Origin of the sequence: Planotetraspora kaengkrachanensis (assembly GCF_016862895.1) — a bacterium.
GTDB classification, from domain to species: Bacteria; Actinomycetota; Actinomycetes; order Streptosporangiales; family Streptosporangiaceae; genus Planotetraspora; species Planotetraspora kaengkrachanensis.
Genome location: NZ_BONV01000025.1, coordinates 191522 through 205257, shown reverse-complemented (window position 1 = coordinate 205257; position 13736 = coordinate 191522). Strand labels below are relative to the sequence as shown.

The following is a 13736-nucleotide window of genomic DNA, read 5'->3' as shown; positions in this document are numbered from 1 at the left end:
GGGCCGTACCGACCTGCGCATGCTCGGCCCGGCCTGCCAGTTCCACAACCGCGACCGCTACCGCCACCCCGACCGCTACCAACGCCGCCGCGATGGCAAAGACCGCTGGGCCTACGCCTACACCGGCCGTCGGTACAGGCGGCCACGCCCAGATCGGGGAGACACCTCAGACGGCTCGACCGGGTCGCCCAAGGGCGCGACATCAAGCCCATCAAGCCCATCAGGCCCATCGGGTCCATCGGGCTGATCGGCCGGCCATGCTTGATGCCGGCGAAGCCTCGTCCCGCTGATCTCCGCTCGTCGGCGGGCCGATCAGTTGCGGAAGCTTTCGGCTGGCATCGACGAGGCGTGCCGGACGCGGCGTGTCCCGCCTGTGGTCGGTACCACGCACACGCACAGAGTCAGCGCCCTCGCGCACGAAGCCGGCACCGCGCGCACCGCACGGAGCCGGCACCGCGCGCACCGCACGGAGCCGGCACCCCCCGCGCAGGGGAGCCCGCACTGCCGCGGCGCGCAGTCAGCCGGTGCCGACAAACCCGCACGCGCCGGTCAGTGATTCAATCGAACTCGTGACCTTCGATGTCCTGATCACAGGTGGCCGGATTGTCGACGGGACCGGCGCGCCGGCCCTCAGAGCGGATGTCGGCGTCGTCGACGGACGTATATCGGCGATCGGAAGGCTGGGAGAGGCCGAGGCCACGACGGTCATCGACGCCACGGGCCGGTACGTGCTTCCCGGCCTGGTCGACTGCCATGCCCACGGCGACGCGGTCGTCTTCGACAAGGAGATCCAGCTCGCCGCCCTGCGCCAGGGCGTGACCACCTTCGTGCTGGGTCAGGACGGTCTGTCGTTCGCGCCGACGAGGTCGATGGCCGCGCTCGACTACGCGAGGCGTTACTTCGCGGCCGTCAACGGCGCGCATCCGGGAGTCGACGGTCCGGTCAGCGTGGCGGAACTGCTGGCGGGCTACGACCGGTCGACGGCGCTGAACACCGCATACCTCCTGCCCCACGGAACGATCCGCTTCGACGCCATGGGACCGGCGGAGCGGGCCGCCGACCCCGACGAGTTGCGGGTGATGCGAGAGGCGGTCGAGACGGGCCTCTCCCAGGGCGCGGTGGGACTGTCGACGGGGCTCGAGTACGTGCCCGGCCGCTACGCGGACGTCGGCGAGCTGGCCCACCTCTGTCAGGCCCTCGGGGCGTTGCCGTACGTGACGCACATGCGCGGTTACGGAATCTCCGCCCCGACGGGGATGGCCGAGGTCGTCGCGATCGCCGAACGTTCGGGGGCCGCCGTACACGTGTCGCACTACCACGGCCCCGCCTCGACGCTCCTGGCTCTGCTGGAGGACGCACGCGGGCAGGGGGTGGACATCAGCTTCGACAGCTACCCCTACCTGCGGAGCAGTACCATCCTCGCGATGGTCGCGCTTCCCTCGTGGGTTCCGGCGGCGGACACGGACCAGGCTGTCTCCCTGCTGCGCACCGAGCATGTACGGCTGGCACGCGAGTGGGCCGGGCTCGGGGACCTGTGGCCCCGGATCACCTTGTCCCATGCGCCGGGATTCGAGTGGGCGGAGGGGATGACCCTTCCGGACGCCGCGGCGAGGCAGGGCATGGAGCCCGCGGAATTCTGCCGGACGCTGTTGATCGAGACCCGCCTCGAGGCGGGTTGTGTCGCGGCCCGCGCGGACGAAGGCCCGGAGGGCGAGCGGTCCGTGCGCGAGATCCTCAAGGACCCGGGCCACACGGGCGGATCGGACGGCATCTACGTGGGCGGCCACCCGCACCCGCGCGGCTTCGGCGCCTTCGCGCGCTATCTCGGCCGGCATGTCCGTGAACTCGGCGACCTCACGTGGGAGCAGGCGGCCGTCCATCTGGCGTCACACCCCGCACGCCGTTTCGGGCTGCCAGACCGGGGTCTGGTACGGCGGGGCCAGGCCGCCGATCTGATCGTCGTCGATCCGCTGAGCGTCGCCGACACCGCGACCTACGAGAACCCGCGCGCGGTCGCCGTCGGCATCGACGACGTGCTGGTCTCCGGGGTTCCCGTCCTCCGTGACGGTCTGCTCACCGGGGCGACCCCGGGCCGCGCGCTCAGCCCGGCCTGAGATCGGAGGCGGGCCGCTGCAGCCGTACGGCAGGGGTCCTGGCTCCTTCGGATCGGGCACCGGCCGGACGGTCGAGTACGATCCACCGGAGCGGTCCGCACCAGGAAAACCTGAGGGGCGGAACCGGGATGACCGACAGGGGGCGATGTGAACGTCGTCGGTCGCCTGGAGACGGCTGACGCGGTCGTCGACTGGCAGACGCGAGGGTTCCTGCAACCCGAAGGCTCCGTCGCGGCGGGGGAGTTCGCCGCAGCGGGACGTTCGTTGTTCGACGGCTCGTTCACGTGGCCGATCATGGTCGCGAGACGCTCGGCTCTGGACCACAACATCGCCACTCTCGCCGGCTTCGTCCGCGAGCGTGGCCTGGCCCTCGCTCCGCACGGCAAGACGACCATGGCGCCGTCGCTCTTCCAGGCACAACTGGACGCCGGCGCGTGGGGCATCAGCGCGGCCACCGCCTCGCAGGTGCTGGTCTACCGCCGCGTCGGCGTGCCGCGTGTGCTGCTCGCCAACGAGATCTTCGACGAGGGCGCGCTGCGCTGGCTGGCGGGAGAGCTGGGACATTTCGAGTTCCTCTGCTTCGTCGACTCCGTGGAGGGCGTGCGACTCCTCGACAGGTACGCCGGCGACGTGCCGTTCCGCGTCCTGGTCGAACTCGGCCATCAGGGCGGCCGCACCGGCTGCCGTGGCCTGCCGGAGCTGCTCAGGGTGGCCGAGGCGGCCCGGGAGGCCCGCGGCGTGGAGCTCGCCGGAGCGGCCTGCTACGAAGGCACCCAGCCGGGCGAGAAGGAGGTCCGGGCGTTCCTGCGCGAGTTCGCGGAGGCGGCGAAGGCGGTCGCCCCTCTCGTGGAGGGCCGGATGGTGGTCTCCGCCGGCGGGAGCGCGTGGTTCGACCTCGTCGCCGATGAACTCGCCCCGCTCGCGCGCGCCGACTCGGGACCGGGCGCGCTCGTCGTCCTGCGAAGCGGTGCCTACGTGGCCCACGACGAGGGCTTCTACCGGGAACGCACGCCGTACAACCGCGGCGGCTCCGAGGTGGCGGGAGCCGTGCTCGAGGGCGAGCTCCACGCCGCCCTGGAGGTGTGGGCGCAGGTGCTGTCGGTGCCGGAGCCGGGTCTCGCGCTCGTCGGCATGGGGAAGCGGGACGTCCCCTACGACCTCGACCTGCCGTTCGTCCACGCCGTACGGCCGGCCTCCGGCGACGAGTCGTTCCGGACCGGCGTGCCGGACGGGATGCGGGTCGAGAAGGTTCAGGACCAGCACGCCTACCTGTCGATCGCGCCTGGGGTGGGGCTGCGGCCGGGAGACCTGGTGTCGTTCGGCATCTCGCATCCCTGCACCGCCTTCGACAAGTGGCGGGTCATCCCGGTGGTCGACGACGACTATGTCGTGATTGATTTGATCAAGACGTACTTCTAGGAGTTGTGAACATGGGTGGCAAGCAGGAGATCCGTACGGCCGAGGGCGCTGCGCCGGTCGGGGCGTACTCGCAGGGTCTCGTCGTCGGCGATTTCGTCTACACCTCGGGGATGGGCCCGCTCGACCCGCAGACCGGGGAGGTCGTCGGCGACGACGTGGCCGCTCAGACCCACCGCACCATGCGGAACCTCGGCGCCGTGCTCGAGGCGCACGGGCTGGGCTTCGACGACGTCGTGAAGGCGACGGTCCACCTGCAGAACCTCAAGCAGGACTTCGCGGCCTACAACGAGATCTACAAGTCCTACTTCACCCAGCCGTATCCGGTCCGGACGACGGTCGGCTCGGATCTGATGGACATCCTCGTCGAGATCGACTTCGTCGCATACAAGGGCCGGTAAGCAAGCGCCGCGCAGAAGGGGTCGATGAGGATGGAGAGCTCTCTTTACGCCTTCGTCGAGGACTTCCGCGGGGAGGGCGTGGACAAGGTCCTGGACCGCGTCTCGTCCTACGGCGTGGGAGGCGTGACCATCGCCGCGGCCTATCACCAGGCGAGGGACGTCACGCCTCACGGCGCGACCAGGCTGACGGTCCGGCACGACGGCGTGCACTTCCTCCCGCCGGAGGACGTCTTCGACGGGCTGCGGCTGGTTCCCCCGGTGCAGGAAGGCGCCCAGGAGGAGCCGCTGACCGAGATCCGCCGGGCGTGCACCGAACGCGGCCTGAGGTTCCACGGCTGGACGGTCCTCCTGCACAACTCGGCACTCGGCTCGGCGAACCTCGACGTCACCGTGCAGAACTGCTTCGGCGACCGGGGATCGCCTGCCGACCTGTGCCCGTCCCACCCCGACGCCCGGCTGTACGCGGTGGCGCTCGCACGCTCGGTCGCCCGCCTGGGCGTGGACAGCGTCGTGGCGGAGTCGCTGCACTTCGGCGCGTTCGCGCACGGCTACCACCACGAGCGGAGCTTCGTACCCCTCGGGCCGATGGACGCCTTCCTGTTCGGATTGTGCTTCTGCCGGCACTGCATGCGGCGCGCGGTGGACCTCGGCGTGAACGGCGAGGTCGCCCGCGAGGAGTGCGCCCGGATCGTCGCGGGCGTCCTGGGCGGGGATCCGCCCGCGCAGGGCGAGGTGACCCGGGCGGCCCTGACCGCGTACGCGGGCCCCGAGGTGGTCGCCTACGCCAGGGCGAGGTCGGAGAGCGTGACGTCGCTGGTGGCGGAGGTCTCGGCCGCCGTCACCGACGAGGGCTCGAAGCTCACGTTCGTGGACGCCACGGGCGCGCTGAAGGGACACGCGGACGGCCTTCCGTCGGCGGGGCTCGCGGCACACGACGCGTGGCAGATCGGCGTGGACGTGGTCGCCCTGGGCGACCTCGTGCCGTCGTTCGCGGTGCCCGCCTACGCCAGGGACGCGGCCCGGGTCGCGGACGACATCGGCGCTTACCAGCGGTCGATCAGCAACGACCGCGAACTGCGCGCCGTGCTCAGGCCGGGCGTACCCGACAGCGACTCCGCGGACCGCCTGGCCGCCAAGGTCCGCGCGGCCCGGGCGGCCGGGGCGCAGGCCGTCGACTTCCACGCGTACGGCCTGGCCTCACTCGAGGTGCTCGACCACATCCCGGCGGCTCTCGCCTAGCGGTCCAGGCCGGCGGTCCGGGCCTGCAGTCCAGGCCGGCCGTCCCGGGCAGCCATCGATGACGCCGCCGCCAGGCCGTTCGGACCCGGGCGGGATCCACTCAGGCCGACTCGCGGATCACGAGTTCGGTCGGCAGGATCACCGGGTCCGCCGGCCCGCCCTGGAACAGGGCGAGCAGCAGCCGCACCATCGCGTTCGCCTGCTCGATGATCGGGTGTCTGATCGTCGTCAGCGGCGGTTCGGTGTAACGGGCGGCCTCGATGTCGTCGAAGCCGACCACCGCGACGTCGTCGGGAACGCGCCGGCCGGACAGGCGCAACGACTGCAGGGCGCCGATCGCCATGAGGTCGTTGCCGATGAACACGGCGTCCAGGTTCGGGTCGTCCTCGAGCAGTTGCCGCATCGCGATGGCGCCGGACTCACGGGTGAAGTCCCCGACCGCCACGATGGAGCGGCGGTCGGAGTCGCGCAGCGCGTTGCGGTACCCGGTCAGCCGGTCCTGCCCGCCGATCATGTCCTGCGGCCCGGCGATGGTGGCGATGCGCCTGCGACCCCGGTCGAGCAGGTGCCGTACGGCCTTCTCCGCGCCGCCGATGTTGTCGTTGTCGACGTAGGGGAGCGCCACGGGGACGGCGGGCCGGCCGTAGGAGACGGCGGGCACCCCCATGCGCGCGATGGCGGCGGGGAGGGGGTCGGCACCGTGCATGGAGATCAGCATGACCCCGTCGACGTGGCCGCTGGCGATGTAGCGCTCGATCCTGGAGTGACTCTCAGGGGATCCGGCGAGCATCAGCACGACCTGCCGGTCGGAGGCCTCGAGTTCGATGCTGGCCGCCCTGATGACCGTGGAGAACATCGGGTCGTCGGAGAAGACCCGGGTCGACGGCTCGGAGACGACCAGGGCGATCGAGTCGGTCCGCTGGGTCACGAGACTGCGCGCCGCCGAGTTGGGCACGTAGCCCAGCTCGTCGATCGCCCGCATCACCACATCTCGGATCTGCGGGGTGACGGTCGTCTGGCCGTTGACGACCCGGGAGACCGTGGCACGGGACACCCCCGCCCGCGCGGCGACCGCCTCCAGAGTCGGCCGCTTCATGCGCCCCCCTGTCGACCGCTGCATGTGATGACCTCCCGCATGCCACTGAGCGCGTCCCCCCGGGAACGCGCCAACGCGTCCCGACGGCGGTGCCCGTCGATCCCGACGTTCGTGCCGGAACCTGGGGCCCGCCTGAGATTCTCCTGGAGTGACCCTACGAGATGGTCACGACGATGGAGCCCGGAGAAGGCCGGTGCCGAGGACCCGCAGACCGTGCGGCGCCCCTCGCGGTCCGCTCATCCCGGCCGGCCGGGGTCTCCCCGGGTGAGCCTGCGGGGCGCCCGCCGGGATGAACGTGCACGTCAGGCTTGGTCCGCCCGGAGGGCATCCGCTTGAGACGGCGGTGAGTGAGGGGGAGCGCTCCCAAACCTTGCGGAAAGATTTTCAATCTGTCGATCTGGAGTGGACACGGGCTCCCTCAGTGGGACTGAGAGCGTTTCCGCCCGCCGACGCCCGCCGACGCCCGCCGACCCGGTCGTCCCGCCCGGCTGCCCCGTCCGGGCTACCGCCGCACTCCGGCATGCCGTACCAGCCGGAGAGCGGCGTGCCATGGAAATCAGTGGGGCGGCAGTGACGTCGGAATCGGCACAGGGGATCATCAGGAACGAAGCGACCTGCGCGGGTACTCATCCTCCCCGCGCAGGCCGCTCCATTCCAGGTGCCCGGTGGCGTCAGTCGGTCGGCTCCTCCGTGGGCTCGACCGGCTCGGACTCACCCGGCGCCGGAGACACCGTCGGCGGCCCGGATTCGTAACCGGACGGCACGGGCGCGGTGGGCTGCGGCGACGTCACCGCGCCACCGGCCCACGGCGGCCACGGGGGCTGGGTCAGGTCCGCGAGCAACATCGCCGTGGAGGTGTTGCCCTGAGCGGCGCTGATCACCCAGACCTTGTGTCCCGATTTGACCCCGGTCAGTCCGTCGCGGCCGGCGCAGATGCGGGTGTTGGCGTCGATCGTGTAGGTGCGGGCGAAGCCGTCCTCGCTCTTGACCGATACCGAGTTCTGCTGGATCGACGTCACGACGCCGGTCTGCGTGGTGACGGTCTGGTAGCCGCCCCCCTGCTTCGGGACCACGAGTTGGCCGTGGATGGCGTTGAACGGGCCCTGCATCTGCTGCTGGGGCCCGGATGTGGGCGCGCCGGGAGACGTCTGAGGCGGGCTTACCGGCCCTCCCGTCTCCATGTCGGACGGGCTGGGAGTCGGCTGGGCCTGGCTCGACTGGCTCGACAGGTTGCCCGCGGCCGCCACTCCCACGCCCGTGGCGACGACGAGAGCCGTGCCGACTCCGAGGATGAGCTTGTGCGACGCTTTCCGTCGCGTGGGCCGTCTGCCGGGGAACTCAGGTGGGCGGATTCCGGGCTCAGGCATCGAGATTCCCTCCCCGTCGCTGGGTTCGGTCACCGGCTCACGGCCACCGCCGTGTACGCCGCCGACCTGTTGCGTTTCGTGCTCAGAGCTGTTCAGGACCGTTCAGAGCCGTGTTCAGAGCCGTGTTCGGAGCCGTTCAGGGCCGTTCAGAGCCACGTCGGACGCGGTGAGGTTCACAGGGGCGTAGCAGGAAGCGGCGAGGTGCGCCGGATGCATCGAGGCGTCGAAGTGTCGAACTGTCGAGATCGCCGAGGTGTGCGAGATGAACAGAGGTGATCAGATCGAGGCGATCGGAGATGTTCGGATACGTGTGCGGAGCCGGCACGGGCTCCGCCCAGGTGAGCCGTCTCTGACTCGAAGGGCGTGCGAAGAAATCGGGATCGAGGTCAGCCGCCGAAATGCGATGGTCGGCTGCCGTTGTCCCTTTGTTCCGGGCTTACCCTGTTAATCGCCTTATTCACAGTATTGCCGGTAAAGGCATCTAAAGCGCTGATTGCCGGAATGCGACCCGCTCAGGCCTACGCTGTCATTCCGGCTTGCTCGGCCCCGGGTCGGTCACTCCGGGTCGGTCACTCCGGGTCGGTCACTCCGGGTCGGTCACTCCGGGTCGGTCACTCCGGGTCGGTCACTCCGGGCCGGTGCCCTTGGCGAGGTCGCGGACGAGTTCGATCAGCTCGGCCGGATCGAACGGCTTGGTGAGATAGGCGTCGACGCCGATGCCGAGGCCTCGCCGTCGGTCGTCCTCCTGCGCGCGGGCCGTGATGAGGACGACCTTGATGTGGCGGGTGCTCTGGTCGGTCCGCAGCCTGGTCGCGGTCTCCCACCCGTCGAGGCGCGGCATCATGACGTCGAGGGTGATGACGTCAGGATCGACGTCGTGTACACGGTCGATGCAGTCCTGCCCGTCATATGCGGTCTCGACCTCGAACCCTTCCAAGGTCAGGTTGACCGCGATCAGCTGCCGGATGACCTCGTCGTCATCCACGACCAGCACTCGCCCCATAAGCTCACCCACGGCCGCAAAGCTAACCCCTGAGCGGGGGTTCACGTGCCGTTTTGAGGATCTGAATGTGGGCGAGCCCGTCAGGGCGTCCTATCGTGGTGAGATCGCCCGCAAGTGCTGGTAACCTTGTCACGTTGTTGAGCCCCCTTAGCTCAGGGGATAGAGCACCGGCCTCCGGAGCCGGGAGCGCAAGTTCGAATCTTGCAGGGGGCACACACTCTTGATCGACTAGTTGGTTGATCAAGGCGAATGGCGAAGAAATGGGCGGGTCTCCACTTTGATGGAGTCCCGCCCTTTTCTCATCGGCCTCGAGGTGATCCCGCACGGAGCCGGGCATTACGCGCCCGGCGCGTAATGCCCGGTCGCCGGCGCCTCACCAGATCGGGACCTTCTTGCGGGAGTCGACCATCGCGTCGACGATGCCGTAGGCGATGGCCTCGTTCGCGTTAAGGATCTTGTCCCGCTCGATGTCACGCCGGACACGCTCCTCGCTCTGTCCTGTGTGCTCGGCGAGCAGTGTTTCCGTCAGCGCCCGCGCTCGCAAGATCTCCCGAGCGTGGATCTCCAGGTCGCTGAACTGCCCCTGCCCCTCGCTGGAGGGCTGGTGAATGAGGACGCGCGAGCGTGGCAGGGCCAACCGCTTGCCGGGGGTTCCGGCCGCCAGCAGGACGGCGGCGGCAGAGGCGGCCTGACCCATGCAGACGGTCTCCACGTCCGCGGCGACGAGCTGCATGGTGTCGTAGATCGCCATCATCGCGGTGAACGAGCCGCCGGGGGAGTTGATGTAAAGCGAAATGTCCCGCTCGGGGTTGTCGTAGTCGAGATAGAGCATCTGTGCCATCACGTCGTTGGCGCTGGTGTCGTCGATCGGGGTGCCGAGAAAGATGATCCTTCCTGCCAGGAGTTTCGAGTAGGGATCCATCACGATCGTGCCGTGACTGGTCCTTTCAACGACCTCCGGCAGGACATGGCGGCTGGCAGGGCGGCTGGCAGGGCGGATCATGAGCAGCTCCGTTCTGTACAGAATATACAGAACGTACATTACATACGGACTGCTATGTTGGAGCGATGGAGGAAGAGATCCCTGTCACGCAAGCTCGCGCCGTCTTCGCCGAGCTGGTGAACCGTGTCGCGTATGGCGGGGAGCGCATCGTCATGACCCGGCACGGAAAGCCCATCGTGGCGCTGGTCCCGGCCGCCGACCTCGAACGGCTGCAGGCACAGGAGGACACGGGACAGCCCGCAGAGACGATCATCCGACTGGGGAGTGCGACCTACCACGGCGTGGAGTCTCACCCGGCCGAGCCCCGCCGCATCGGCATCGCTGCGGAGCACCGGCCACCGGGTGAGCCCGACAAGTCCGAGCCCTAGGACCCCGAGCCGCTTATCAGCCCTCCGATCAGCCCTCCGATCAGCGCTGTCGCAGCTCGTCCTCCATGCGGGCGCGCAGCGGCAACCGGGTGGTCGCGTTGATCCAGAGTGCGTGGACGAATCCCGCCGGCCACAGCAGGAGGATCAGCACCACGCCGATCGTGACCTGCGGGGGGTCGGCCTCATGCGGGTTCCCCAGTTCGGGTGCGGATCCGATGAGCGCGATCGAGACGATCGCCAGGGCGAGATAGGTGAGCGCGGCGATCAGCCAGGACGGCCGGCGGTGCCGGGCCGCGATGTACGCGAACGACAACCAGGCGCCCACGCCGAACAGCAGGGTCGGGGCGATCCACAGACTGTGCGTGAACGTCCAGACGGCGCCGCGGGGTGCTCGCGGCTCGGTCGCGTGTTGTGGCGCTCCCGTGCCGTACGGGTCGTGCGTGGCCCTTCCGGCGCGCCCGTACCGGGGAGCCGAAGGGACTGCGTCCGGCCGCGGCCACCGGAAACCGGCGTCCCCCGTGCTGGGCGGAACCGCGCCGTACGCGTTCCCGGCGTGCGGCGCCCAGTGCTCGCCCGGCGTCTCGCCCGCCGCGTGGCCGGTCGGCGCGGCGCCCGCCGGAGAGGAGAGCCGGACGAGGACGCGGGAGTAGAGGTGCATGCCGCTCTGCCCGTTCTGGACCGGATCGACGTCACCGAGCGGCCCCGGGCCCGTCGTCACGTACGGCAGGAGCCGGTCGTAGGTCTCCCTCGCGTCCGCGGGCCGCTGTTCGGGCTCCTTCTCCAGCAGTTGCATCACCAGCCTCTCCAACTCCGGGTGCACGTCCTCGCGGAGCAGGGGTGCCGGGGTCTGCGAGAGATGCTTGTGGATGAGGGCGCCCGGCGAGGTCGCCTCGAACATCGGCGCGCCCGCGAGCATCTCGTAGAGCACGCAGCCCAGGGCGTAGAGGTCCGTGCGCGGGGTCGTGTCCCGGCTGTGCAGCTGCTCGGGCGCCATGTAGGCGAGGGTGCCGATGGTCTCTCCCGTGCTCGTGATCCGCAACATCTCGGCCTGGTCGAGCAGGGCGGCCACGCCGAAGTCGAGGACCTTGACGGTCCCGTCCCGGGTGAGCATGACGTTCTGCGGCTTCACGTCCCTGTGGACGAACCGGCGTTCGTGCGCCGAGGTGAGCACCGCCGCCATCTGGGCCGCGATGCCGGCCGCCCAGGCGACGGGGAGCGGCCCCTGCTCCGCGATGAGGTCGCCGAGCGTGCAGCCGTCGACCAGCTCCAGGACGAGGAAGAGCCCGCCGTCGTAGGTCCCCGCGTCGTACACGGCGGGCACCCCTGGATGCTGCAGACCCGCCATGACGGCGGCCTCACGGGCGAACCTGCGGACCAGATCGTTCGGCTCCGCGCGGTCAGCCAGCACTTCACGGGTGAGGAGCTTGACCGCTACCCGCCGTCCGAGCCGCTGGTCCTGTCCTTCCCAGACCTGGCCCATGCCGCCCCGGCCGAGCGGGCTCAGCAGCTCGTAGCGTCCGGCCAGAACCGTGTGGCGCCCCACGTTCTCTCCTCGTCGCAGAGGCATCGTCCAGCCCGGCTTGGTCGCGGCCGCCGAGGCGCGCGTACGGGCGAATCACCCGAAGCCTGCACAGACGGTATCGCGATCCGAGGCGATGTCTTCCCCGGTTCACGCCGCCGTCGAGAGCCGTCCATAGAGGGCCCCCGGATCACGTGCCTCTAGATCACGGGCCAGGCGGCGGGGACCTCGCCCGGTGCCGGGACGAGAGTCCCGTCGGCCGTCCCGTCGGCCAGGAGGTGGGCCATCTGCTCTCCGAGGGAGACCGTGGCGCGCAGCGCCGACTCGAACTCCGCCATCCGGCGGAACGCGACGCCGTAGCGGCGCTGCTCTTCGATCGGCAGGCGGGGTGCCCGCGCGCGCCGGATGTCCACACGGCCGGCGGTTCCCGTCGTCTGAACGGTCGACGTGCGCGCGTTCGCGGAACTGCCGAGCACGCCGGCGAGGAAGTACGGGTCGAGCCGCTCCGGGTCGATCCGCAGCAGGGACAGTTGCGGTCCGAGCAGGGCTCCGTCGGCCTCGACGACCCGGGCGGCGAAACGGTGGGCGGTCGCCGCGATCACGACGTCACCGGCCCGCGTGGCGATCCAGCGCCCGTCGGAGGGGGACATCCGGGCGGACGCGGGCCGCCCCTCGATGACGTCCTCCACGGTGAGTAACGGCAGCCCGTCGGCACCGCCCTCGTCCGAGTCCCTTCGCGACGGCGCCTGATGGATGGTGAGATGGCCGATCCGGGCGAGCTCGGCGACCAGGACGGACGGCGACTCCCCCCGGTCCGCAGACGGACGTACGGCCGGCAGCAGCCCGCCGAGCCTTGCCAGCAGGGCGGTCAGGCGTTCGTGGGTCTCCAGGAACCGCTCCGCCGTCCGCTCCGATCCCGTGACGGACAGGTGGGGGCCCGGGGTGAGGTCCACGTCCTCGTCGAGGAGGTCGATGATGGGCACGGCCCTGCTGACTCCCGGCCTGTCGTGGTCCGGGTCGTCGCGGTACGCCTCCCAGGTGGCGACGATCGTCTCGCGATCGGCGTCATCGATCATGAGGAGGGTGGTGGGCGTTCCCCCTTCCGGGCGCCGCAGCACCCACACGTGCTGAAGAGCGGAAAGCGCTATGACGGCGCGCAGAGCCCCCGAGCGCAGCAGCTGGGCCCGGATCCTGCGGCCCGACCTGCGTCCTGCCGCCACCGCGGGCATCAGGACCACGGCCCGCCCGCCGGGAGCCACATGCGCAAGCGCGTGCTGCACCCAGGCCAGTTCGGGTTCCAGCCGGGGAGGCAGTCCGTACTCCCAGCGCGGATCCGCGGTCAGTTCCTCGTGTCCCCACGTCCGCACGTGGAAGGGCGGATCGCACAGCACCGCGTCGGCCGTCACGCCGGGGAGGGCATCGGCGCGCAGGGAGTCCCCGGTCCTGACGGTGGTCCCGATAGAGGTCCCGGCGGCGGTGCCGTATCGCAGGGCCAGCCGTACGGTGGCCAGCGCCGCCGTTTCCGAGTCGGCGTCCTGCCCGAGCAGGCGTCGCGCGGAGCCGCGCTCGGCGGCGGCGACGAGTAGTTCGCCGGTGCCGCAGGCGGGGTCGAGGACGGTCTCGGCGTCACCCGCGAGCGCGGCCATCAGGGCGGCGAGCTCCGGGGGAGTGGCGGAGGCGCGACGCCCCTGGGCCTCCCAGTAACGGCCGAGGAGGAACTCGAACGCCGGTGAGGCGCCCCACTCGGCCGCCAGATCGGCCACCGCCTCGGCCGCGCCGCTCCTGTTGGCCGCAGTCGCCGCGGGCGAGCTCTGCACGGTGGACGGGCTCGGCACGGCGGACGGGCTCGGAACAGCGGATGGAGTCGGAACGGCGGGCGAAGTGGAAACGGTCCCGCCGGAGTGGTCCCGCACGAGGGCCTCTCCCGCTCTGGCGAGCACTCCGCCCAGCTGCAGATCGTCGCCGGCCTCCGCGCGCAACTGCTGCCAGGCCCACTCCTCGACGGGAAGCTCGCGGAGTTTGCCCTGGTCGCGAAGCCAGGACTCGACCTCGGGCAGGGCGAAGACGGGACTGATGGGGGTGCCGCCGACGGGCTGCGGGAAGTCGGGGTGCCTGCGACGCCAGTTGCTCACCGCCGCCCGGCCGACTCCCGCGAGCCGGGCGATGTCCGTGGCACTCACCGTCGCTTCGTCCTGCACGCTCGGCCCCTC

At 70.5% G+C, this 13736-nt stretch carries 11 protein-coding genes and 1 tRNA gene; 6 read left to right on the top strand and 6 right to left on the bottom strand.

All coding sequences use genetic code 11. The features are described 5' to 3' along the window. Positions 1 to 569 precede the first annotated feature (569 nt). From Pka01_RS25085 to Pka01_RS25070, 4 genes are all read left to right on the top strand, one after another. On the top strand, positions 570 to 2114 hold the full coding sequence (locus Pka01_RS25085) for an N-acyl-D-amino-acid deacylase family protein (protein ID WP_203885310.1): 1545 nt from the start codon (positions 570 to 572) through the stop codon (positions 2112 to 2114). Positions 2115 to 2261: 147 nt separating this feature from the next. Continuing rightward, on the top strand, positions 2262 to 3533 hold the full coding sequence (locus Pka01_RS25080; protein WP_239115278.1) for a type III PLP-dependent enzyme domain-containing protein: 1272 nt from the start codon (positions 2262 to 2264) through the stop codon (positions 3531 to 3533). Positions 3534 to 3544: 11 nt separating this feature from the next. Beyond that, positions 3545 to 3931, top strand: a complete 387-nt coding sequence (locus tag Pka01_RS25075) for a Rid family detoxifying hydrolase (RefSeq protein ID WP_203885309.1) — start codon at positions 3545 to 3547, stop codon at positions 3929 to 3931. 30 nt (positions 3932 to 3961) lie between these two features. Next, positions 3962 to 5170 (top strand): hypothetical protein, encoded by a 1209-nt coding sequence (locus tag Pka01_RS25070; protein WP_203885308.1) that lies wholly within the window; start codon positions 3962 to 3964, stop codon positions 5168 to 5170. Between the two features lie 100 nt (positions 5171 to 5270). Here the strand turns inward: Pka01_RS25070 and Pka01_RS25065 are convergent, their stop codons facing one another. The 3 genes from Pka01_RS25065 to Pka01_RS25055 all read right to left on the bottom strand — a co-directional run bounded on the left by Pka01_RS25065 (position 5271) and on the right by Pka01_RS25055 (position 8636). Beyond that, positions 5271 to 6266, bottom strand: a complete 996-nt coding sequence (locus Pka01_RS25065) for a LacI family DNA-binding transcriptional regulator (protein ID WP_203885307.1) — start codon at positions 6264 to 6266, stop codon at positions 5271 to 5273. Between the two features lie 671 nt (positions 6267 to 6937). Further along, positions 6938 to 7633 (bottom strand): hypothetical protein, encoded by a 696-nt coding sequence (locus tag Pka01_RS25060; protein WP_203885306.1) that lies wholly within the window; start codon positions 7631 to 7633, stop codon positions 6938 to 6940. A gap of 625 nt (positions 7634 to 8258) precedes the next feature. Then, entirely contained in the window at positions 8259 to 8636 is a 378-nt protein-coding gene (locus tag Pka01_RS25055; RefSeq protein ID WP_203885330.1) for a response regulator transcription factor, read from the bottom strand. Positions 8637 to 8777: 141 nt separating this feature from the next. Here Pka01_RS25055 and Pka01_RS25050 point away from each other — a divergent pair. Continuing rightward, positions 8778 to 8849, top strand: a tRNA-Arg gene (locus tag Pka01_RS25050). Between the two features lie 160 nt (positions 8850 to 9009). On the opposite strand, the gene Pka01_RS25045 is transcribed toward Pka01_RS25050, so the two are convergent. Further along, complete coding sequence (locus Pka01_RS25045) at positions 9010 to 9639, bottom strand: ATP-dependent Clp protease proteolytic subunit (protein WP_203885305.1); 630 nt, start codon at positions 9637 to 9639, stop codon at positions 9010 to 9012. A 65-nt stretch (positions 9640 to 9704) separates the two neighbouring features. On the opposite strand from Pka01_RS25045, the gene Pka01_RS25040 reads away from it, so the two are divergent. Beyond that, positions 9705 to 10007, top strand: coding sequence for a type II toxin-antitoxin system Phd/YefM family antitoxin (locus Pka01_RS25040; RefSeq protein ID WP_203885304.1), 303 nt, complete (start codon positions 9705 to 9707; stop codon positions 10005 to 10007). Between the two features lie 40 nt (positions 10008 to 10047). On the opposite strand, the gene Pka01_RS25035 is transcribed toward Pka01_RS25040, so the two are convergent. Further along, a complete protein-coding gene (locus Pka01_RS25035) occupies positions 10048 to 11550 on the bottom strand; it encodes a serine/threonine-protein kinase (protein ID WP_203885303.1) in 1503 nt (500 codons plus the stop codon). Between the two features lie 176 nt (positions 11551 to 11726). Beyond that, positions 11727 to 13724, bottom strand: a complete 1998-nt coding sequence (locus Pka01_RS25030) for an N-6 DNA methylase (RefSeq protein ID WP_239115277.1) — start codon at positions 13722 to 13724, stop codon at positions 11727 to 11729. Positions 13725 to 13736 lie beyond the last annotated feature (12 nt).